Here is a 21,238-nt window from a genome sequence, read left to right on the forward strand (position 1 = left end):
AAGGCTGTCCCTGAAAAGGTGACAGCCTTTGTTTGTTTCATCCTATAGAAACAGTTGTTTCATTATGAAGAAACTGTTGTTTCTATAGGTAGAAACACTTTTTACCATAGAAGGAAGAATCATTCGGAAAATGTCATTCTTCTATGGAAATTTATACCCGTATCAGAATATATTCTAATATCAGTCTTGCATATTGGAACTCAATCTAAATATTTTGTACCTTTGCCCGACATTATTCGAAAATCATTGAAAACAACATAGAATTAAAGAAAATGGCAAAAGAGCTGAAAGAACTGACTAAGAGAAGTGTAAACTACTCTCAGTGGTACCAGGATTTGGTTATTAAAGCGGATCTGGCAGAAAATTCTGCTGTACGTGGCTGTATGGTTATCAAGCCTTACGGATACGCTATTTGGGAGAAGATGCAACGTATCCTCGACGATATGTTCAAGGAAACAGGACACGTAAACGCTTACTTCCCTCTGTTGATCCCGAAATCATTCTTAAGCAAAGAAGCCGAACACGTGGAAGGTTTCGCCAAAGAATGCGCTGTTGTTACACATTATCGTCTGAAAACAAACCATGACGGTACAGGTGTAGTTGTCGACCCGGCAGCTAAACTGGAAGAAGAACTGATCATTCGTCCGACTTCTGAAACAATCATCTGGAACACATACCGTAACTGGATTCAGTCATACCGCGACCTGCCTATCCTATGTAACCAATGGGCAAACGTGATGCGCTGGGAAATGCGTACACGCCTGTTCCTCCGTACCGCAGAATTCCTGTGGCAGGAAGGTCACACGGCTCACGCTACCCGTGAAGAAGCAGAAATCGAAGCAAAAAAGATGCAGGAAGTATATGCAAACTTTGCTGAAAACTATATGGCAATGCCGGTTATCAAAGGTGTAAAATCTGCCAGCGAACGTTTCGCAGGCGCTTTGGATACCTACACTATTGAAGCGATGATGCAGGACGGAAAGGCTTTGCAGGCAGGTACTTCCCACTTCCTGGGACAGAACTTCGGTAAGGCTTTCGATGTTACTTTCATCGACAAAGAAGGCAAGAGTGATTATGCCTGGGCTACTTCATGGGGAGTTTCAACCCGTCTGATCGGTGCCCTGATCATGTCTCACTCGGATGATAATGGTCTGGTATTGCCTCCGCACCTGGCTCCTATCCAGGTAGTGATCGTTCCGATCTATCGCAGCGAAGAACAGTTGGCACAAATCAGCGAAAAGGTAAACGGTATCGTAGCCAAACTGAAAAAGATGGGTATCTCCGTTAAATACGACGATGCAGATAACAAGAAACCGGGATGGAAGTTTGCTGAATACGAACTGAAAGGCGTTCCTGTACGTCTGGCAATAGGTGGACGCGATCTGGAAAACAACACGATCGAAGTAATGCGCCGCGATACGCTGGAAAAAGAAACCATCACTTGCGACGGTATCGAAGAATACGTACAGAATCTGTTGGAAGAAATCCAGCAGAACATTTTCCAGAAAGCTCTTGATCATCGTACAGCTTGCACGGTAACTGTCGATACTTACGAAGAGTTCAAAGAAAAGATCGAAGAAGGCCTGTTCATCATGGCTCACTGGGACGGTACTCCCGAAACAGAAGAACTGATCAAGAACGAAACCAAAGCAACTATCCGTTGTATCCCATTGGAAGGCGACAAAACACCGGGTAAGTGTATGGTTACCGGCAAACCTTCCGCACAGCGCGTATTGTTTGCACGGGCTTATTAAGCAACATAAACAATAAAATATATGAATGAGGATATGCCTTCACAGGTGTATCCTCATTTTTTATCTATTGTAAATCAAGCTTAATATATCTTTTACATAAAAAAATAATTATTTTTGTACGTAAAGACTAATATGATTACAGAGCAAACAATGGCTTAAATCAACCCCAAAAACAGAATAGATAATGGGATACACAGAATTCATATTGACAATAAATTCCTCTTGCATTACCATACTGATCATATTGGCAATAATTTTGTTGGTTGCCACCCGCTTCCGGGGAGAGAACGGATACGCGGCAGCCATTATCGTACTTCCGAACGTTCCGGTCTACATTTATAATATGAGCCGTATGCTGGGTTGGCACGAGATCACCCTGTTCATGTTTCCCATCAGTTACTCTGTCAATACAATGTTGATGCCTCTACTGTGGCTTTTCACTCTCAGAAATTTCGATACGGACTTTCGCTTCAGACCGATACAACTGCTACACTTCATTCCTGCAGCCGTTTCCGTTATCATCGTACTTTCGCTGTCTACACAAGAACGGATGGATAATATTATCTATGAAATGAGCGGCGACGATATGTGGGTCGGCAATCTCAATGCACTTATCATATTATTCCAGATGTTCCTTTATTTTGCAGCCATTTTCCGTTATCTTCATAAAAAGAGACACTATATCAAAGAAAACTGGTCTGATGCGGAATACCTGCAAAAAGAGTGGATACCGAAACTGATGTACCTGTTTGCCGCCCTGTTTGTTATCGTCATGACCTGCTACGTGATATGGCCACGGACGGACGCCTGGCTGATACAAATACTGAATGTTATAGCTATGAGCTATTTGACATACAACTCTATAGCACATCCGGCCGTACTTTCCACAACCGAAGAAGTGTCGGCCACAGAAAACAATAGTGAGAATACCCCCTCTCCCGTATTGGATGAAATACAAATGCAGGAAATCTGCAAATGGGTAACCGAGTACCTGGAAACCACTCAGGCATTTCTCCGGAACGACCTCTCACTGCCAATGCTTTCCAAAGAAACCGGTATCCCGCAAAAGATGCTTTCACGTGCCGTCAACAGCTATATGAAATGCAACTTCTTTGAGCTTATAAACGCGATGCGCGTGGAAAAAGCCAGGCAGCTATTACTTTCACCCGAAACTTCCGGTTATACGATAGACAGCATTTACGAAGAATGCGGCTTCCGTTCCCGTTCGACATTCTTTCTTGCCTTTAAGAAAACAGAAGGGAAATCTCCCGCCCAATGGCTCAAATCGCAGAAAAACGAAACTTTTTAGTCCGAATGCAGTGCATTCAAATTAACCCGGGATCCGATTATTAGGAGCTCTCGTTCTTTTATGTTCTCTTTGTGCTCATAATTATCGAGTTAAAAACAGCGGAACCGAAAAGCTTACGAGTAGGATAAACTTCTAATTTCTTCCATTATGAAAAGGACTATTTCAAAAAAAGTTTTGTTTTTGATGCTAACTCTTTTTACAGCATTTGCCATTCAGGCACAGGAAAAAGGAGATATGGCAGCAGGTCTTAACTTGTCTTACGGCACAAAAAGCGGTTACAGCAACTTTGGGGTCGGAGCCAAGTTTCAGTACAGTTTTACCGATGCTCTCCGTATCGAGCCGTCAGCCACCTATTTCTTCAAAAAAGATTATGTAAGCATGTGGGATATCAATGTAAACCTGCATTATTTATTTCATGTAGCCGATAAATTCTCGTTCTATCCACTGGCAGGCGTTTCCTTGCTGGGAGCTAAAGCCGATCTGGGCGACGGATGGGAAGAGTTCGGCGTGAAAGCCAGCGCCTCCGAAACCAAGTTTGGAGCCAACCTGGGGGCAGGTGCGCAGTATTGGTTAACGGAAAGTTTTGCACTTGCTCTGGAAATTAAATACCAGTTGGTCAGCAATTACGACCGTCCGGTGTTTACGCTCGGAGCAGCCTACAAATTCTAACCGAGCTACTGTTAATAAATAAAAAGAGCAACAGCCCGAAAAAGAGTACGCGAATACTTCCAAAGTCCGAAATTCTTGTTATATTTGTGACGTTGCCGTCAGGTAACAGACATTTTAGACACATGGAAAGTGTTTAGCTTTGTTCTCAGAGATAAAATCTGGTAAATTTTTCGCAGGAGAATGATAAGCTGTACTCTTCACGTCATTGTTATATACATACGAGTATATGTCAAAGGGCGTGGGCTGTTGCTTATTTTACTGCACGGGTTTACCAGAGCCTATCTCTTAAAATAAGTCAAGAGTCCCACGCTTTCCTTATAATATAAATAGCCGTACTCCGGGACTAAACGGCAAGAACCTGTCAATGCACATGAAAAAAACAGAAACTCTCTATCCATTCCCGGCATCATTTATTCGTCCTGAATGCATTCTTTTAGTCAGAAACTAGTCTGAATGCAAGGAATTCGGATTTATCCGAACGTTTATTTCTAGGTTACCCGGGGATTTTATCGTCCATTTGCAGCAAGCAAAGTTTATCGCACCATCAAATCGCAATGTTATGGTAACCAAAGACAGTCAGAAAGAAAATCATCCTTCCGGTGAGAACCTCCGGCTCCAACTGCCGTCCGATCAGATGGCTGAATATTGCCGACGGGTGGTCAGCCACCTGGAAGAAGAAAAACGATATCTCAATCCGAACTACTCGCTGTGGGATTTATCGCGCGAGACTGGTATTCCTGTCAAAATGATATCCAAATCTATCAATAAATATATGAAGCGGAACTTTTACGACTTGATTAACCGGATGCGGATAGAAGAAGCCAAAGCCATACTCAGAGAAATGGCTGTAACAAACAGTAAAGCGATGATCGAAGAGGTAGGGACACAATGCGGATTTCATTCCCGTTCCGTTTTCTTCTCTCGGTTCAACGAATATGAAAGAATGAGCCCGAAGAAGTACATGAATTTGTACGAGAAACCTTCTCACAAGCCTGGCAGCGGCAAATAAATAACATCAAACTATAATTTATAAATCAAAGAAAAATGAAAAAGCTAGTATTAATTCTATCCGCCTTATTGTTCCTGATCGGGACAACGGACGTACAAGCCCAATGGGGAAAGAAGCTCCTCAAAAAGGCAGGTGAAAGTGCCAAGCGGGCAACAGAACGTAATGTCGAAAAGAAAATAGACAAAGCAGTGGACAAAACTTTCGATAGCGCCGAAGATGCGGTGACGGGAAAAGGGAATGATGATAAAGGAGAAAAGAAAGCGAATACGAATTCGCAAGGGGATGTAGAAGTCATAGGCAATGATGGAAATATGCCCCAGGAGTCGCAACAATCGCAACAGCCTCAACAATCGCTCGAAATGACGTATGCCAAGAGTGACTTCGTACCAGGTGATGAGATTATCTTCGACGATGACGTGACCCGTGAACAGATAGGAGAATTTCCCAGCCAGTGGGATTTATTAAAAGGTACTGTTGAGATCGCTCAAATCAACGGCGATAAAGTGATACTTTGCGTAAGTCAGGACGATCCGATCATTGCGCCGCTATTCGATGATATGAAAAATTATCTGCCGGAAAAGTTCACGCTAGAATTTGACTTTTGGGTAGGGCCTTATAAAAAGGGAGATGGTGAGCCGCAAAATTGCTATATCGTACGTTTTTACAAACCCGGATCGAGCAGTCGTGTTCAACATATTACTCTTGACGACTGGTATAATAATAGTGCCTCAGAGCATCGGACAGCACTATCTTGGACGTTTACTCCTTCCTCCGGCGAGGATAGTCGTAACGGAAGCGATAAATCTTTCCGGACTATCCCGAACTCATGGAACCATTTCTCACTGTCCTTCAATCAACGGGCAATGAAAGTTTACATAAATGGCATCCGCTATGCCAATATTCCGAATACGGTAGCACCCGGACATTTTGATATATGTTTTTATAGAGGTGGTGGATATTTTACGAATAACACTTCCATCCGCAACATCCGTATCGCCAAAGGCGCCGTCCCATTGTACGACCGCATGATGTCTGACGGTAAATTCATCACCTACGGTATCACCTTCGATGTCGGCAAATCGACCATCAAACCGGAGAGTATGGGTGAAATCAACCGTATCGTCACCTTGATGAAAGAAAACCCCGATCTCAAATTCTCCGTCGAAGGCCATACCGACAGCACCGGCAACGAGGCTTCCAACCAGACACTGAGTGAAGCCCGCTCGAAAGCCATCGTCGACAAACTGATCGAACTGGGCATCGCCACCGACCGCCTCACCGCTTCCGGCAAAGGACAATCCTCTCCCATCGCCGATAACGGAACCGACGAAGGCCGTGCCAAAAACCGACGGGTTGAATTTGTCAAGCTGTGAGAGCAGAGCCAAACTTGTTTGAGCTATGCCGAGCAGCGCCGACAAATGGGCGGAGCCAATTTGTGAAGCAGTAAGTAAACGCAGAGCCAAACTTGTTTGGACTCTGCCATAACAACATACTAAAAAGCGCTCTTTGACGTATTGGTTTACACGCTTAAAATAATTTCTTCGGAAACAAAAGGTTTTGAGAAGTATTTGCATATCTTTGCAAAGAACCAATAAACCATAAATTATGACACAGCAAAATGCTATCAAAGTTTTTGAAGAGAAGAAAGTCCGCACATTATGGGATAGTGAAACCGAAGAATGGTACTTTTCTATTGTTGATGTGGTGGCTGTATTGACGGACAGTCCTAACCCCAGAAAATACTGGAGTGTATTAAAAAAACGATTAAAAAAGGAAGGAAATGAGTTGACTACAAATTGTAGTCAACTGAAAATGCTTTCCGAACTCTCCACCAAGGATATATCGGAGAAGCCCGCATGAAACTGGAAGAAGAAACCGGCCGTCCGGTCGTAACCCCCATCAATGCAAAGGACTTTCTACAATTAGGACAGGATAAAGATGATCCACAGATTGAAGTGTAAAACAGGCTATTGATTTATATACTTCAGCTGAATAAAACAAAGCAATCTGTTGTCGATTGTTTACTAATTCATTATCTTCGCATCATAAAAACCTTGATAAAAGAAAGGAGAAACTTATGAACAAAGCAATACAATTGCAACAATCAGTTCTGCAAGACGTAGCTTACCTGCTTGACGACAACGAGGCAATGAAGAAACTTCAAAAAGTCCTTCAACGTCTCAAAAAAGAAAAAGCAGCCAAAGAAGAAATGTCTGCCGCAGAAAAAGAAGAGATATTGAATGATATCCGGGATGGGTTGAGAGAACTCAAGCTCGTGCGAGAAGGTAAACTGAAAAGTCGTCCTATAGAAGAACTGCTCAATGAATTATAGTATTGAGACTTTGCCTAGTTTTGATAAGAAACTAAAGAAACTGGCAAAAAAGTATAAATCGCTGAAAAACGATTTACAAGAACTCGTTAATGAGTTAATGCAAAATCCTTCTAAAGGAGTAGATCTTGGTAATGGTGTCCATAAAGTTCGCATGGCAATCAGTGACAAGGGTAAGGGAAAAAGTCATGGTGCCCGGGTTATAACCTATACAGCTGTTATAAGCATGGAAGAAGGAATTATCACTCTTCTTGCTATTTATGACAAAGCAGAGCAAGATACGATAACCGAAAAAGAAATTGCCCGTCTGATAAAAGAGATATAACCCAAACTGGTTACAAATTGTAACCAGTTGAATATAAAAACACTTCCGTAACCAAAAGCGTGTAAACCAATCTCAAAGTTTACACGCTTTTTTTGTGTGCATATATGAAAATAATGTAACACCATAAAAACGGAACGACATGAAAAAGACCTTATTCCTACTAGCATTAGCCTGCAGCCTCCCCACCGCGGGACACAGCCAGGGCTTTATGAAAAAGCTGAAGCAGAAAGTGGAAAACGCTGTCGGTATCAGCGAAAGCACCGACATTGCGGAAGATCAGGCGCAAGCCGACGACAATCACGACGGGAACAGCAATGGCAACAAACCGATCCAACGCCCCACCCCGTCCGACAAACTGCAGAAACTCCGCACCGCCACCGCCACATGGGACGAAGCAGTCACCCCCAGCAAAGCCTCCTCCATCGAAGCCCTGCTGAAGGAACTTCCCCCGCTCCCATCAGTCGATGAGATGGCGAACCCCAATGCCGCCGCCCGCGAAACCTACTACCGGAAGATAGTAGCCGTTACGACGCGCGTCAGGGAACTCGACAAGCAATACACCTGCTCGGACGAAGAAATGATTGCCTTCCGCGAAAATATGTACGCCTCGACTGCCAAAAAACTCGGCATCACCGAAGCCGAACTGCGGGCCCTCGAAAACGACATGACCTCCGAAGCCGAAAAAGAACGCATCACCCAAAAGATCGTTAGCAACACCATCGGCGACATGAGCAGCCTCGAAGCCATGGCCGTCGACATTGAAAAACGCGAAGCAGCCGCAGGTGGCGAGCTGAGCGACCAGGACCGGCTGGCCATCCTTGCCGAACACGGCAACGCCATGGAAGACCTGGGCGCACTGATGGAAAAATCCTCCTCCCTTTCAAGCATACAATCCGGTAGCGGCGATGCCGAACTGGACCAACGCCTCGCCGAACTGATGCAAAAACAGATGGAGGGCCCTCCTAACCCGCTCATTAACTACAATAAAATACTCGGAAAAAATGCCGCCGTCCTCAAGAACCTCTACGCCCGGCTCTGCAACACCGACGACCCGGCAGAGATCGAGCAGATCTACACCGAAGCCGACGAGCTGGCCAAACGCGCCCGCCGCGAAGCCGCCGTCACCTGGCGCAAATACCTGGCAGAGCAGATCGAACTGAACAGGGGACTCTACCCGCAGAGCATGTCCCTGCAGGCCGACTTGGTGAAAGCCGGAATGATCCCCGCCTGTGCCGAAAAACGCGCCAGTCTCAACATCGTGACCATCTGCGCCAATTTCCTCGACCAGGCCTACAGCGAATTTCCCGAACCGGAATTCACTCCCGTCTGCAAGGAGAACATCATGAAATTCCCGAAAAACGAACGGATGATGCGTGCTGAGAGCGGTTATGCCACCTCCGTCGACGGCTTCTTGAGCGGCTGTGTCATCTGGACAATCGACGAAGAGAACGGCACCGAGTACATCTACGAGAACGGCAAGAAACGCGAAATGGACGCCAAAGGTCGGCAGGCCATCAAACAACAGCAGCAAAAACGCGAAGACTACGAGCCGCCTTATGGCACCTGGACTTCGCAGAGCGGCAAATGGACTGCCACCTACTCGCGCGACGGTGCCCTAACCCTGCACGACGGCTCCACCTTCTACCCCTCGGCCCTCAAAAAAGAAGGCAACCGACTGATATGGGTAGAGGTGTCAGGTGAAAACGTAGAGAAATGTATCTACAAATTATAAGGATACTCCTCGCCCCGGCCATCGCCTTCGCCTTTAGCATGGCGGCCGCCGCACAGGATTATCAAACGATCTTTGAAAAAGAATGGAAAGAAGCTGAGAAGTACATAACCGGGCAAAAGGAGATCTGGATGGTTATCTTTTCTGAATTCGGCCTCCGCGCCGAGCTGGCGGAAGCAGTCGTTTTTCCCGAACTAATCCGCTACTCCGCCTTGCAGGACTTTATAGAGACAACGGCCGTCAAGGTCCTCTACCTGCAAGGCGGAACCCGCGGGGCCGATTTCTCCATCGGACGTTTCCAGATGAAACCCTCCTTTGCCGAAGCGTTGGAACGCGACTGGATGCAGACCGCCTTACGCCACGAGTACGAACTCTATTTCGACCTGGCCGACAACGTCTACGCCCGCCGTACCCGTATCCGCCGCCTCGACGCCCCGGAGTGGCAGCGCATCTACCTCGCCCTGTTCCTGAAACTGCTCTACCACCGTTTCCCGGAACTCGCCGACAAAGAGACAATCGAGCAAGTCCGCTTCTGCGCCACCGCCTATAACGCCTCGTTCCGCGACAGCTACGAAACGATTCGCGCCATGAGCGACCGCCGCTTCTTCCATACCGATTTCATGCCGACCGCCGGAACCGTTTATTATTCGTATTCGGACATCGCAGTCAGCTATTATAAAAGTACACACGGGGATAGAATCTGGTAGACCCGTCGGTGACTTCGGAAGCCTCGGAAAGTAATTTCCCTGGTTTCCGGGGAAACCGATCCCCCGAAAGGTAAAAAGTCTCACCCGCGTGACATCGTCAACCTCACACGGGTGACATCAACAGACTCACACGGGTGACATCGAGAGCCTCACACGGGTGAAACAAAGAGCCTCACGCAGGCAAGACCGGAAACAGATGCATAAGAGAATATAAATAGCTTATTATTAATGATTTAAAAATAAAAAACAATGGCAAAGTACAAATTAATTAAAAGAACGAATCCGCTGAAAAAGGATGCCCCTCCCAAATGGTATGCAACCCCTAAAAGCGAATCCCCGCTGTCGGGCAAGGCGATGACACGTGCTGCCACCGCCAACACGACCACGGCTCCCATCGAGATGGAAGCCTCACTCGAACTCTTCGCTCAGTTTGCCCCCCAGCAACTCCGGCAGGGGCATACTGTGAAAATTCCCGGTTTGGGAAGCTTACGCCTCACCTTCAAGAGCGACGGTGTGGAAGATATCAACGATTTCCGGGCAAACAGCATGATTAAGAATGCCCGCATCGTATTTACCCCTGCAAAAGAACTGCGCGAACGCGTACTCAGCGGCCTCACCTTCGAGGATGGCGGCGTGCTGGAAAACGACATCAGCTACGCTTCCCTGACGGATTACCGTCTGGCGAAAAGCGGTGCAGCAGGTGGCGGCGGCGGCGATGATCGTCCGGAGATTGAATAAACTCAGTAACACTCTGAGTTTATTCAATCACTGGCAAATCGCTCTTTGATATGTTGGAATGATTTTTAGGGAATGTCGGGATTTTTGTTTCCCTTTCTTCCCTCCCCTTTAAATCATTCCGGCCTGTCAATACGATATATATATGTAGAATTTATGAACTGATAATTGACAAGCATATGAAGAAGTTAATTTTATTGATCGTATTCGTAGCCCTCAACGGGGTGGCGGCATGGGGGCAAAAGCCCTTTTACGGAGAATGGCGCATCAAATCCAGCGACAAGTTGGAATACAAAATCTGGGACAACGGCAAAGTGATGCGATTAGAAGTACCCAACCCCAAAGGGGAAATATTTGTAAATCTGATTTTCGGCAATGATTCGCTTTGCATCCTTATGCCCGAAAATAAAACCTACGCGATATTTACCTGAGAAGGGATGAGAGGAAAAACAAGAAAGATACTCGGAATTGAAAGTGAAGAGATTTCACGTTCAATCAAGAAGAAATTCATCAAGCAGGAAACAATTTCCGGCATCTTGTGCAAACATTACGAGATCACTCAAGAAGACCTGTCGCGCGATGTGAATGCCGGAACGATGCACGAGGGTTCCCAGTTCGATAAGACTTGGGAAGCACAAGGCTTCAGACACTATATACAGCACTATGGCGCAGATATTACCATGCGAATATTGAGAAACATTGTCGTAGGGCTACAACCGGCGCATCTGTTTGTAATTCCCAAAGGCTACAAACGTGGCGTATCAATGGATGCCATGATGGATGATATGCATAACATGATGAAAGGAAAAATAGATAAAGCGCAGCAAGGAACAAAAGATCTCCAGGACTTAAAAGAGGGCAAGAAGTCGTCCAATCAAGAAATGAACGACATGATGGATGCCATGAAAAAAGCCCAGGAGATGCTCAAGAAAAAATAACAAAATTGGAATAACGACATGAAAACGACATACTCCCGCCGGAATAGAACGGGTGATCGTAAACGGGAAAATCGCTTTCGACAGGCATAGGCCGACCGGTGTAATAAACGGTACAGATATCAAATATCAATCTAATAAAGAGCAAGAACGATGAAACAAAATAATTGGATACTACTGATTTGCACGGCGTTCCTCTTCGCCCTGCCTTCCTGCTCCGATATGAAACAAAAAATGCAGCAGAAGGTAAAGGCTAAGATCGTGCGCCTGGCAAAGATAGTAGACGAAAAAAGACAAGCGAAAGCCACAGCCGACAGCATAATGCAATCCGAGGAAACCACAGTAGGTATCGAAGCACCTGCCGGCTCCCTGCCGAAGCCTGTACCCGCTACTCCTGGCAGCATCATGGCAGACTACCCCGACCTACCCCCTGCCGCCGACCTGATTACCGGCAACACGACTGCGTTTGCCGCCCGCCTGACCGAACTCCGCAATCAGAACAGAAGTAATTATTATAAGAAGTCAAGAGCCGTGGGACGCGACCGCGAATTGATGGATGTATTCGGACATACACAAGCGGAAGTAGACAAGATGAATGAAGACCAGAAAAACAAGATAATAATGCAAGCTTATACAAAACAAAAGCAAAAAGATGCCCAACAACAAGCGCAATTAAATGAAATAAACAAAAAAATAGCGAAAGCACAGGAAGGCGGATTGATGGGGATGGCTCTTATGTTAGGCGAAATGAAGGAGAGCAATAAAATACTGGCTAAAGAAGCAGAAGAAAAGTTCTTCAAAGACAACAAAGAACTGATCGAAGGAATAGACCGTTACAAAGCACGTCGGAAAAAGGTGGACGAACTGGTCGCAAGCCGTAAATACGAAGTGGAAGAAAAGGTCAGCTCCTTACCCGCCGGCGAGAAACGTTGCGAGGCATGGCGAAGCTATGTCACAGAAATGCAACAATACTACCACGCCCTGCTGCCCGAAGCCCGTCGAGCCGACAGCCTGGGGATGAAACTGGACATACCCACCCCTAAGCTCTACACTCCCAGTGAATATAATTTCATGAACGAGTATTATCTGAACTGGGCGTATCTAGACTTTACGGAGACGATAATGAAACATAATTACTAAATAACATATTATTAATCACTAACATATCAAGCGTATGAAAACACATCTGAAAACATTACTGCTAATCGCCATCTCCCTGATGGCAACTGTGGGGCTGAACGCCCAGGAACCCTTCTTCTTCACCAAAAACGGGCTGAAGATCACCTTGGCCGAAAAAGACGGCAAAGGAAAGATCAACGGTTACACGCAAAGCACCGTCGTTAGCGTGGAAGGCGAACCCTCCAACTGCACCGTCGTCTACAAAATGATGGTGATGGACAACAAGAAAAAACCGTTGCTGAACGAAGAGATGGACATGAAGATCTACATCAAAGACGGTGTCGTGACGTTCGACCCGACTTCGCTGGCAGGCAAGCTGATGGAAGGCATGACAGTGAGTGGCGATAATCTGATACTACCCGCCGACGTTGCTGTGGGCGACGTATTGAAAGATTATACCATCACCGTCAGCATCGGTGCCATGAAAACGACGACCGCCAATTCTGATATCAAAGTAACGGGCGAAGAAACGCTCGATATCGGCGGAACCGCCATCGACTGCCTGATCGTTGAAAGCACCGTCCTCGCAAAAGTGATCGGCATCAAGCAGCAGATGAAGCAGAAAATATGGTACGGGCGCGGCATCGGTCCCGTGAAAACGGAAACTTACAACAAGAAAGGCAAGCTGATGTCCGTACAGGAAATAGTAGAAATAGAAGGCTTTTAAACCCTAAAAAACAAACGCATCATGAAAAAGACAATCGTAGCACTTATGTGCATCGTAAGCCTCGTGATAATGACGGCTTGCGGAGGTGGATCACCCGTTGACAAGTCCTTGAAGAAAATCGACACCGCCATTGAAAAGCTGGAAAAAGCAAATAAGAAGGGCGAGAAACTGAGCAAGGAAGAACTCGACCAAATAGGGAAAGACCTGGAAGAACCCCTGCAGGTATTGAATACTGCATTGGAAAAAGACGAAGTCGGCGGCGTAACAAAACTGAAAATCATCACCAAAGTGTCGAAACTGTCCATCCTCGCCATCGGCGCAGGACTACAAAACATCGACCTGGGCGATCTGACGAAGGATACTAAAAAAGCTGTCCCGGAAGAGAAAAAAGAATAATCAATCAAACAACAACAATATGTCAAACATCATAGACGGATTAATAAAAGGCGTATCCGGCTTCCTCCCTCAGGACGATCCGGATGTAAAAATACTGACCGCCCAGGCCGAGCTGAGAGAATTTTCCGAAAAGGAGGAGAAGATCTTCGCCCGCCTCGGCAGGGCGGTATACGATACCGACGGCGGCGAAAGCCATCCCGAGATAAAAACCGAGCTGGAGGTACTCTTCAACAACCGTTATGCAGCAGAAGAGCGTTTGCAGGCTGCACGCGACGAAAAGATACTGCGCGAAAAAGCGGAAGCCGAAGAACGCGCCCGCCGCGAAGCTGAAGAGGCAGCACACAGCTGTCCCAATTGCGGAAGCTACAATTCGCCGGGAACAAACTTCTGCCAGGGATGCGGCACACGCCTCGCTCCTCCGGCACAAGCTCCCGCCGCCAAACGCTTCTGTCCCAATTGCGGAGCAGAAGTGGCTGCCGGTTACCGCTTTTGCAGCAGCTGCGGCACGCAGATAGAATAATACGAATACAAACACACTAGTAAGGAGGAAATGATTATGGCTTTCTGTACATTTTGCGGGACACAAGTCCCCGACGATATAAAATTCTGCACCTCGTGCGGAAAACCGATGGGAATAACGGCAACAATTCCGACCCCTGCACAACAGGTACGACCGCAGGCTTCCCCTGTTTATGCGCAACCGCAGACCGCACCACCGCCTCAACAGGCTTACACAGCCCAACCCTATGCGGCGCAACCTTATACACCTGCTCCCGACCCGAACACCCTGCCTCCCGGCAGCAAATACGAACCGATCACAACAGGCGGCTATATCGGCATCATGTTGCTGATGATGCTGCCCATCGTCAACCTGATCCTGCTCCTTGTATGGGCATGCGGCGGTTGCCGGAAAGTGAATAAGACGAACTTCGCCCGTGCCATGCTCATTATCATGCTGATAAGCGCGGTTCTTTCGGGCATCATCTTCCTTATTTTCGGAAGCATGTTCGGTTCCGGCCTCAGTGACATTACAGATACACTCAAATCACTCGAATAAATAACAATAAGAAACAAAACAACTAAATTAAAGGAGGAAACATTTATGGCATTCTGTGGAAAATGTGGACAACAAGTAAACGACGGAGTTAAATTCTGTCCGGCCTGCGGCGCACCGATGGCAGCCGCCGCTCCTACTCCGGAAGCACCGCCCCAACCGGCGGCAGCTCCGCAGCAACAGTATCAACAGCCTCAACCGGTACAACAACCGCCCCAGGCTCAGCAGCCCCAACCGGCTGCCGGCGATACCTTCTCGAACCTGAACAACACGGCCGACAGCACGGCCCAGTTCGATCCCAGAGACATCGAACAGCACAAAGGCATGTCGATCCTCGCCTATTTCGGCCCGCTGGTTCTTATTCCGATATTGGCGGCCAAAGACTCGCCTTTTGCCCGATATCATTCCAACCAGGGTTTGCAGCTTTGCATCGCATCCATAATATATGGTATAGCGTACAGCATTCTAAGCGGCGTGATCCTCGCCATCTCATGGCGACTTTATTTTGTGGTGAGCATCATCGGACTTCTCGGTTTCGTATTTGCCATACTGGCCGTGATCGGAATTCTCAATGCCGTGAACGGTCGCGCCAAAGAGCTCCCGCTTATCGGAAAATATCGCTTATTAAAATAGTATTCATCTCTAATAATTTACTCTTATGAAACAGATTATACTTATGGCAGCTACTGCCCTGTTCGCCTCAGCCAATCTGATGGCACAGAACACATCGGTTACACTGCGTAGTGCATTCGATCTTCCTACGTTCCTTACCGCTTCGCCGGACAGCACCATCCATTATGATGAGAACGACAAAAAGAGTACAAAAGAAGAAAACGTATTCAATGACAAGAACTTCGTCACCCAGACCAACCATTATACCTGGGAGGAAGCGACAAGCAGCTGGAAAACGGCCGGTAAAACCGTCAACACGCTCGACAGCAAAGGACGTACAACAACGGCTATCGGTTATTCTGCCGACGGAACGGAAACCGATAAGACAGATATGACCTACGAAAATGATCATATTTATCCGAAAATGATTACCAGTTTTACCCGGGAAGGCGGTAGCTGGCAACAGGAAGGCGTTGTAAATATAACCAACGTAAAGGTCAACTCCGCAGGTATGCCTACTCTACTCGAACTCACAACTACGGCGGAAGGAATGACTCTCAACATCAAAACAGAAATGACTTACGATGGAGATGTCAGCATGACCAAACTATCAACCGATATGATGGGGGCCTGGGCGGTAATGTCTGAAACGAAAAGCGAAATAGTAGATAAAGGCAACCCGGTAATCACCAAAAACTGGGGGAAAACTTATATTCCAATAGCTACCGATTGGAAATACGATGGCAAAGATTACGCCTACTATTCCGATCATAAACCGGACAACCCCAACAGCAACGAAACCATCACTGTCGAAAAAACAGAATGGCGACTGAACGGAACCATCCTCGAAGTCCCGGCTGCCGAAAACGGCATCGAAATATATGCCATCGTCGGGCAGCTGGTAAAGGAAAGCCCTGCATCTACAATAGATGTTTCAACACTCTCACCGGGTGTTTATATCGTGAAAACGGATAAAGGTTCCTTCAAGATCAGGTTCTAACATTAATACCTATTGGTTATGACAGCAAAAGAAGTTTTTTCAAAGACACTGCAATTCGGCTGGATCAAGCTGGGGCTGGGATTGCTCAATATCCTGATAGCCGTCGTTCTGTTCGCCATCATGATGGGTATCGCCGTCCTGTTCGATAGTGGAGGAGTCGGCGCAATCATGTTCATTATCTGGCTGAGTCTGATCGGGATAGTGAATTTCTTCCTCAACCATTACATCGGCTATCTGGTGAAAGCCGGGCATGTAGCCGTAATAACGATAGCCTTTCAAACAGGGCAAGTCCCTGCCAACCCGTTTGAAACCGGAAAGACGATGGTGAAGGAACGCTTCGGTACCTCCAACGTATACTTCGCACTCGACAAACTGGTAGCCGGTTCCGTCAAACAACTGCAACGTACCCTGGGGCGTATCACCGACGGACTGCTCGGAGCACTGCCGGGAGCCGATGGCGTAAAAAGCCTCATGAATATGTTTCTGGATATCTCCCTCGGCTACGTCGATGAATGTTGCCTGGGATATACCTTCGCCCATCCGGAACAGAATGCCTATAAATCAGCCGCCGACGGTGTGGTTATCTATTTCAAGAACTGGAAGACACTGTTGAAAGACGCAGCGAAGACAACCGGTGTGGTTATCCTTTCATTCGTGGCAGTAACGTTGGTGGCATTCGTCCTCTTCGGCGGGCAGTTCCGTCTATTTGGATGGAGCGGATTTATGGCTTTCATTATCTCCTTGCTGTTCGCTTATACGGTAAAATATGCTTTTATCGACAGCTGGATACTGGTAAAAATGATGAGCAGCTATATGCAGGTAGCTCCGACCACCCAGATCACCTTCGACCTCTACGACAAGTTGTGCAACCTGTCAAAAAAGTTCAAAGAACTGTTCAACAAAGGCACAAGCGAACCGCAACCGGCTTATGCGGGACAAGCATCCGGCTATGGTGAAGAACAATCTCCGGCAGAAATACCACAGGCAGTCGCTCCCTCTTACGATCCGCCTGCCCCCGTTTCTGCCGCTCCCCGCTTCTGCCCTTCCTGTGGCAAAGCGTTGGAACCAGAAAAAGTCTTCTGTGGTAATTGCGGGACACGGTTCGGATAGTAATAAAAAAACTAACTGACTTATAGCTATTCACAGCAAAAACGACTGGAAGTCCTCTGTTGGCTCCAGTCGTTTTTGCTGTGACAACTTGGCATAAAACATAGAATTATCCATTAACAATATCATTTTACAAAGGAAAAAAGTCAAAATTAAAAACCCTTTCAATATCCAATATCCTAACTTTGTGAAACTAAGGAAGATGTATTATCCCTGTTCTATACAGACTTAACTTAATTCGAATGCAAATGAAAGCTACTTTATCCTCATTATTGACTACTTTGGTTATTATACTGGCAGGATGTACTTCCGGCCAAACGGTCAGTATCAAAGATCTTCGGGTTGAAATGAAAGAAAACCCGGTAGGCATTGGTGTATCACAACCCCGCTTTATGTGGAAAATCTCTTCCGGATCACCCGATCTCACGCAGACCTCCTATCAGATACAGGTTGCCGAATCTCCCGATAACCTGAAAAACGGGAAAGAACTGCTTTGGGACAGCGGTGAAGTGAAAAGCGATGAGTCCATACTCATCCCCTACGGAGGCAATCCGTTACAATCCAGAAAACAATATTATTGGCGTATTAAAGCCAATACGAATCAAGGCTCAACGGACTGGAGTCCGATAAACACCTGGTCGATGACCTTGCTCAATCCTTCCGACTGGAAAGCAACCTGGATCGGCGAAAACAATCTTTCCAACCCCGGAGAGACGAAAGAAGGGAAGACACGTCTTGCCGCTCGCTATCTCCGCAAAGAGTTTGTTGCGGATAAACCGATTCAAAGAGCTGTTCTATACATTTCCGGCCTCGGTTTTTCCGAATCCTATATCAATGGAAAACCTGTAAGCGAAGATATTTTCGCGCCCGGACCATCCTGGTATCCTAACCGTGTATATTATAATGTATATGACGTGACGGATCTGTTGTCAAAAGATAAAAATACGATAGGCGTTGCCTTGGGTAACGGTCGTTATTTCGCAATGAGAGACCGGCAGGAAACGCTGCCCTCCCTGCTTGCACAACTGGAAATCGAGTATGCCGACGGCTCGCAAACCGTCATAGTCAGCGATACCTCATGGAAAGTAACCTCCAAAGGCCCGATCATTGCCAACAACGAATTTGACGGCGAAGAATATGACGCCCGCCTAGAACTGAGCGGTTGGAACAAAAATGGTTTCGACGACTCTAAATGGCTCACGGCAGATGTCATGACAACTCCCGCCGGTAAATTAACCGTACAGTCAAATCCGAACCTCCGTATCCAGGAAGAAATCAAGCCGGTCAGCATCACCGAAAGACCGGACGGCAAATATATCATCGATATGGGACAGAATATGGTCGGCAGGTTAGCTGTCAGCCTGAAAGGAAAGAAAGATCAACCTGTCACTATGAAATTTGCTGAATTACTCAAGGAAGACGGTTCGCTTTACCTGGCAAACCTGCGTAGTGCCAATGTAACCGATATATATACCCCGGCTCGCGACGGCCAGTTCAGCTGGGAACCGATATTTGTCTATCACGGATTCCGTTTTGTAGAGATTTCGGGGCTTGATTATAAGCCGGAATTATCCGCCTTTACCGGAAAAGTAATCTATGACAAAATGAAAACGACCGGAAAGTTTGAAACTTCCAACCCTCTGGTGAACCAGATCTATAAAAATGCCTATTGGGGTATTCGTGGCAATTACCGGGGCATGCCGACTGACTGTCCGCAACGCGACGAACGTCACGGATGGCTGGGAGACCGTGTAACCGGAGCATATGGAGAAGCTTTCATCTTCAACAATGCCCTCCTGTATAATAAATGGTTGCAGGATATCGAAGACTCCCAAAGCCCGGAAGGAAGCATCTCCGACGTATCTCCCCGTTATTGGACGATATACAACGACGATGTCACCTGGCCTGCCGCCTATTTCTATGTAGCCAACCTCTTATACCGCCAGTTCGGGGATAAGAGTGCCATCATCAGACATTACCCGTCTATGAAGCGATGGATGCAACACATACAACAAACAGCCATGCAGGATTATATCATCGTAAAAGACACTTACGGTGACTGGTGTATGCCCCCGGAATCACAGGAGTTAATTCATTCGCAGGACCCGGCCCGTAAGACTGACGGTGCTATCCTGTCTACAACCATGTATTACAGCCTGCTGAATATGATGAGCGAATTTGCCCGGCTAAGCGGACAGGAAAACGATATTACAGCCTATCAGGAACTGGCAGCAAAGATGAAAGAAGCCTACAACGCAAAATATTTCCATCCGGAAACAGCCCAATACGGCAACAATACGGTTACAGCCAACATCCTGTCATTACGTTTAGGACTCGTTCCAAAAGGATATGAAGAAAAAGTGTTTGCCAACATTGTCAAGAAAACGGAGGGAGACTTCGGCGGCCATGTCAGTACCGGTGTCCTGGGCATCCAGCATCTGATGCGCGGCCTCACCGAATACGGCCGGGTAGATATAGCCTGGAAGATTGCAACGAACGACACCTACCCGAGTTGGGGATACATGGCAAAGAAAGGTGCCACCACCATCTGGGAACTCTGGAACGGAGATACCGCCGACCCTGCCATGAATTCCGCCAACCATGTCATGTTACTGGGCGACCTGATCATCTGGTACTATGAAGACCTGGCTGGAATCAAATGCGCTCCGGAATCCGTCGCTTATAAGAAGCTGATCATGGCTCCGGTATTTCCCGAAGGGCTGAATGCCGTTTCCGCCTCCTACGAATCAGTCTACGGAGAGATCAAAAGTGCCTGGAAAAAAGAAAACGGTACTTTCAGCTGGGATATTACAATCCCCGGCAACACCTCAGCCGTCGTACGGATACCGAAAGAGTTCCGGATCAAACAATCCAACCAATCGGGTATCAGGAGGGTGAATGACACCGCCGCCTATACGGAAATCGAGATCGGTTCGGGCAGTTATCACTTTTCAAATAACTAAGAGAACACACAGTTCCATTCATATAACCATTAAAAATTAAAACTGGCAGGCTTCGGGTGTGTTTCCGAAGCCTGCTGTTTTTTTGTAATATTTCGTATCTTTGCGACATGCCAGACATAAAAACACCATATGAACACCTTACTTTTCTGCAATCCTTCGTTGTATTGCTGCTTGGCTTGATCATGCTGGGATACCTGCTCGCCATGAAATATCATATCAAAAGCATCCGTATATCACAAACATTGCTGGCTTTATCGTATCTGATACTGGGAACGGCAGGGTTTATCGAACTCTACTCCGCTCCGCATGACACCGATCCGGCTTTGGTAACCACCATCACGCTTATTGCTGCTTCATTTCAGGCATGCCTGTTTACCTTCACGCTTCTTACGCTGATCGACCCAGCCTACATCGCCCACAGAATACTCCGTCAGGTGATACCGATGGTACTCCTCTCCGCCATGCTCCTTACCTGTTATTTGATGGGGCCGGTACAACTGCACCGGTTCATTACCCGGATATCCATTTTAGGATATATCATCCAACTAGCCTATTATACCTGGCTGTTTTTCAGTAAGTACAAGATCGCTCGTACAGCGGTAACAGGACCAAACAAGCTTTGCTGGGTAAGGCTGGCATTTCTTTCGGCACTGTTCATCGGTATATTCGCTCTGGCTGAGATTGTATCTCCCTAGAATATCAGTATACCTTTTATTATTGTCTGCATCCTCTTTTATACATTATTCTCATATGTTTTCA

Annotated in this window: 22 protein-coding genes and 1 pseudogene; all 23 read left to right on the top strand. The window is 46.8% G+C overall.

All coding sequences use genetic code 11. From position 1 onward, the window contains the following. The first annotated feature begins 272 nt into the window (after positions 1-272). The 23 genes and pseudogenes from proS (at position 273) to DWW91_RS24105 (ending at position 21,174) form a co-directional block, all read left to right on the top strand. A complete protein-coding gene (gene proS, locus DWW91_RS23995) occupies positions 273-1,754 on the top strand; it encodes a proline--tRNA ligase (RefSeq protein WP_122329137.1) in 1,482 nt (493 codons plus the stop codon). A gap of 184 nt (positions 1,755-1,938) precedes the next feature. Next, positions 1,939-3,063 carry a helix-turn-helix domain-containing protein gene (locus DWW91_RS24000; RefSeq protein ID WP_122329138.1) on the top strand — a complete coding sequence of 375 codons (1,125 nt, stop codon included), beginning with the start codon at positions 1,939-1,941 and terminating at the stop codon, positions 3,061-3,063. Positions 3,064-3,246: 183 nt separating this feature from the next. Further along, entirely contained in the window at positions 3,247-3,732 is a 486-nt protein-coding gene (locus DWW91_RS24005; RefSeq protein WP_044246207.1) for an outer membrane protein, read from the top strand. A gap of 559 nt (positions 3,733-4,291) precedes the next feature. Continuing rightward, a complete protein-coding gene (locus DWW91_RS24010; RefSeq protein WP_046147315.1) occupies positions 4,292-4,741 on the top strand; it encodes an AraC family transcriptional regulator in 450 nt (149 codons plus the stop codon). Positions 4,742-4,776: 35 nt separating this feature from the next. Beyond that, positions 4,777-6,114 carry an OmpA family protein gene (locus tag DWW91_RS24015; RefSeq protein ID WP_122329139.1) on the top strand — a complete coding sequence of 446 codons (1,338 nt, stop codon included), beginning with the start codon at positions 4,777-4,779 and terminating at the stop codon, positions 6,112-6,114. Between the two features lie 232 nt (positions 6,115-6,346). After that, a pseudogene (locus DWW91_RS24020) lies at positions 6,347-6,562 on the top strand (hypothetical protein); the annotation flags it as partial. A gap of 256 nt (positions 6,563-6,818) precedes the next feature. Further along, positions 6,819-7,073 (top strand): MscL family protein, encoded by a 255-nt coding sequence (locus DWW91_RS24025; RefSeq protein WP_147426564.1) that lies wholly within the window; start codon positions 6,819-6,821, stop codon positions 7,071-7,073. After that, the gene (locus DWW91_RS24030; RefSeq protein WP_122329141.1) at positions 7,063-7,395 is read left to right on the top strand and encodes a type II toxin-antitoxin system RelE/ParE family toxin; all 333 of its coding nucleotides are present in this window, start codon (positions 7,063-7,065) and stop codon (positions 7,393-7,395) included. The genes DWW91_RS24025 and DWW91_RS24030 overlap by 11 nt, the downstream gene beginning before the upstream one ends. Positions 7,396-7,534: 139 nt before the next feature. After that, positions 7,535-9,127: a hypothetical protein gene (locus DWW91_RS24035; protein WP_147426565.1), complete on the top strand. Its 1,593-nt coding sequence runs from the start codon at positions 7,535-7,537 to the stop codon at positions 9,125-9,127. Continuing rightward, positions 9,109-9,831 (top strand): hypothetical protein, encoded by a 723-nt coding sequence (locus DWW91_RS24040; RefSeq protein ID WP_224265410.1) that lies wholly within the window; start codon positions 9,109-9,111, stop codon positions 9,829-9,831. Before DWW91_RS24035 ends, DWW91_RS24040 begins: the two co-directional genes overlap by 19 nt. A 249-nt stretch (positions 9,832-10,080) precedes the next feature. Beyond that, entirely contained in the window at positions 10,081-10,569 is a 489-nt protein-coding gene (locus tag DWW91_RS24045; protein ID WP_122329143.1) for a hypothetical protein, read from the top strand. A 176-nt stretch (positions 10,570-10,745) separates the two neighbouring features. Next, positions 10,746-10,997, top strand: coding sequence for a hypothetical protein (locus DWW91_RS24050; RefSeq protein WP_122329144.1), 252 nt, complete (start codon positions 10,746-10,748; stop codon positions 10,995-10,997). 6 nt (positions 10,998-11,003) lie between these two features. After that, complete coding sequence (locus tag DWW91_RS24055; protein WP_122329145.1) at positions 11,004-11,504, top strand: hypothetical protein; 501 nt, start codon at positions 11,004-11,006, stop codon at positions 11,502-11,504. Positions 11,505-11,654: 150 nt separating this feature from the next. Beyond that, on the top strand, positions 11,655-12,641 hold the full coding sequence (locus DWW91_RS24060) for a hypothetical protein (RefSeq protein ID WP_122329146.1): 987 nt from the start codon (positions 11,655-11,657) through the stop codon (positions 12,639-12,641). 34 nt (positions 12,642-12,675) lie between these two features. Further along, the gene (locus tag DWW91_RS24065; protein ID WP_122329147.1) at positions 12,676-13,347 is read left to right on the top strand and encodes a hypothetical protein; all 672 of its coding nucleotides are present in this window, start codon (positions 12,676-12,678) and stop codon (positions 13,345-13,347) included. 21 nt (positions 13,348-13,368) lie between these two features. Further along, positions 13,369-13,743, top strand: a complete 375-nt coding sequence (locus tag DWW91_RS24070) for a hypothetical protein (RefSeq protein ID WP_122329148.1) — start codon at positions 13,369-13,371, stop codon at positions 13,741-13,743. 19 nt (positions 13,744-13,762) lie between these two features. Further along, positions 13,763-14,263 (top strand): zinc ribbon domain-containing protein, encoded by a 501-nt coding sequence (locus DWW91_RS27735; RefSeq protein ID WP_158599477.1) that lies wholly within the window; start codon positions 13,763-13,765, stop codon positions 14,261-14,263. A 36-nt stretch (positions 14,264-14,299) separates the two neighbouring features. Further along, positions 14,300-14,800 carry a zinc-ribbon domain-containing protein gene (locus DWW91_RS24080; RefSeq protein WP_122329187.1) on the top strand — a complete coding sequence of 167 codons (501 nt, stop codon included), beginning with the start codon at positions 14,300-14,302 and terminating at the stop codon, positions 14,798-14,800. A gap of 45 nt (positions 14,801-14,845) precedes the next feature. Then, the gene (locus DWW91_RS24085; protein WP_122329149.1) at positions 14,846-15,430 is read left to right on the top strand and encodes a zinc ribbon domain-containing protein; all 585 of its coding nucleotides are present in this window, start codon (positions 14,846-14,848) and stop codon (positions 15,428-15,430) included. 25 nt (positions 15,431-15,455) lie between these two features. Next, positions 15,456-16,409, top strand: a complete 954-nt coding sequence (locus DWW91_RS24090; RefSeq protein WP_122329150.1) for a T9SS type A sorting domain-containing protein — start codon at positions 15,456-15,458, stop codon at positions 16,407-16,409. A gap of 18 nt (positions 16,410-16,427) precedes the next feature. Next, positions 16,428-17,519: a zinc-ribbon domain-containing protein gene (locus DWW91_RS24095; RefSeq protein ID WP_122329151.1), complete on the top strand. Its 1,092-nt coding sequence runs from the start codon at positions 16,428-16,430 to the stop codon at positions 17,517-17,519. Between the two features lie 245 nt (positions 17,520-17,764). Beyond that, positions 17,765-20,479: an alpha-L-rhamnosidase gene (locus DWW91_RS24100; RefSeq protein ID WP_122329188.1), complete on the top strand. Its 2,715-nt coding sequence runs from the start codon at positions 17,765-17,767 to the stop codon at positions 20,477-20,479. A 107-nt stretch (positions 20,480-20,586) separates the two neighbouring features. Then, positions 20,587-21,174 carry a hypothetical protein gene (locus tag DWW91_RS24105; RefSeq protein WP_122329152.1) on the top strand — a complete coding sequence of 196 codons (588 nt, stop codon included), beginning with the start codon at positions 20,587-20,589 and terminating at the stop codon, positions 21,172-21,174. Positions 21,175-21,238 lie beyond the last annotated feature (64 nt).

The organism is Parabacteroides sp. AF17-3, assembly GCF_003635445.1.
Lineage (GTDB): Bacteria > Bacteroidota > Bacteroidia > Bacteroidales > Tannerellaceae > Parabacteroides > Parabacteroides goldsteinii.

Coding starts and splice junctions, on each gene's coding strand:
- proS (WP_122329137.1), top strand. CDS start 273: ATGGCAAAAGAGCTGAAAGAACTGACTAAGAGAAGTGTAAACTACTCT.
- DWW91_RS24000 (WP_122329138.1), top strand. CDS start 1,939: ATGGGATACACAGAATTCATATTGACAATAAATTCCTCTTGCATTACC.
- DWW91_RS24005 (WP_044246207.1), top strand. CDS start 3,247: ATGCTAACTCTTTTTACAGCATTTGCCATTCAGGCACAGGAAAAAGGA.
- DWW91_RS24010 (WP_046147315.1), top strand. CDS start 4,292: ATGGTAACCAAAGACAGTCAGAAAGAAAATCATCCTTCCGGTGAGAAC.
- DWW91_RS24015 (WP_122329139.1), top strand. CDS start 4,777: ATGAAAAAGCTAGTATTAATTCTATCCGCCTTATTGTTCCTGATCGGG.
- DWW91_RS24025 (WP_147426564.1), top strand. CDS start 6,819: ATGAACAAAGCAATACAATTGCAACAATCAGTTCTGCAAGACGTAGCT.
- DWW91_RS24030 (WP_122329141.1), top strand. CDS start 7,063: ATGAATTATAGTATTGAGACTTTGCCTAGTTTTGATAAGAAACTAAAG.
- DWW91_RS24035 (WP_147426565.1), top strand. CDS start 7,535: ATGAAAAAGACCTTATTCCTACTAGCATTAGCCTGCAGCCTCCCCACC.
- DWW91_RS24040 (WP_224265410.1), top strand. CDS start 9,109: ATGTATCTACAAATTATAAGGATACTCCTCGCCCCGGCCATCGCCTTC.
- DWW91_RS24045 (WP_122329143.1), top strand. CDS start 10,081: ATGGCAAAGTACAAATTAATTAAAAGAACGAATCCGCTGAAAAAGGAT.
- DWW91_RS24050 (WP_122329144.1), top strand. CDS start 10,746: ATGAAGAAGTTAATTTTATTGATCGTATTCGTAGCCCTCAACGGGGTG.
- DWW91_RS24055 (WP_122329145.1), top strand. CDS start 11,004: ATGAGAGGAAAAACAAGAAAGATACTCGGAATTGAAAGTGAAGAGATT.
- DWW91_RS24060 (WP_122329146.1), top strand. CDS start 11,655: ATGAAACAAAATAATTGGATACTACTGATTTGCACGGCGTTCCTCTTC.
- DWW91_RS24065 (WP_122329147.1), top strand. CDS start 12,676: ATGAAAACACATCTGAAAACATTACTGCTAATCGCCATCTCCCTGATG.
- DWW91_RS24070 (WP_122329148.1), top strand. CDS start 13,369: ATGAAAAAGACAATCGTAGCACTTATGTGCATCGTAAGCCTCGTGATA.
- DWW91_RS27735 (WP_158599477.1), top strand. CDS start 13,763: ATGTCAAACATCATAGACGGATTAATAAAAGGCGTATCCGGCTTCCTC.
- DWW91_RS24080 (WP_122329187.1), top strand. CDS start 14,300: ATGGCTTTCTGTACATTTTGCGGGACACAAGTCCCCGACGATATAAAA.
- DWW91_RS24085 (WP_122329149.1), top strand. CDS start 14,846: ATGGCATTCTGTGGAAAATGTGGACAACAAGTAAACGACGGAGTTAAA.
- DWW91_RS24090 (WP_122329150.1), top strand. CDS start 15,456: ATGAAACAGATTATACTTATGGCAGCTACTGCCCTGTTCGCCTCAGCC.
- DWW91_RS24095 (WP_122329151.1), top strand. CDS start 16,428: ATGACAGCAAAAGAAGTTTTTTCAAAGACACTGCAATTCGGCTGGATC.
- DWW91_RS24100 (WP_122329188.1), top strand. CDS start 17,765: ATGAAAGCTACTTTATCCTCATTATTGACTACTTTGGTTATTATACTG.
- DWW91_RS24105 (WP_122329152.1), top strand. CDS start 20,587: ATGCCAGACATAAAAACACCATATGAACACCTTACTTTTCTGCAATCC.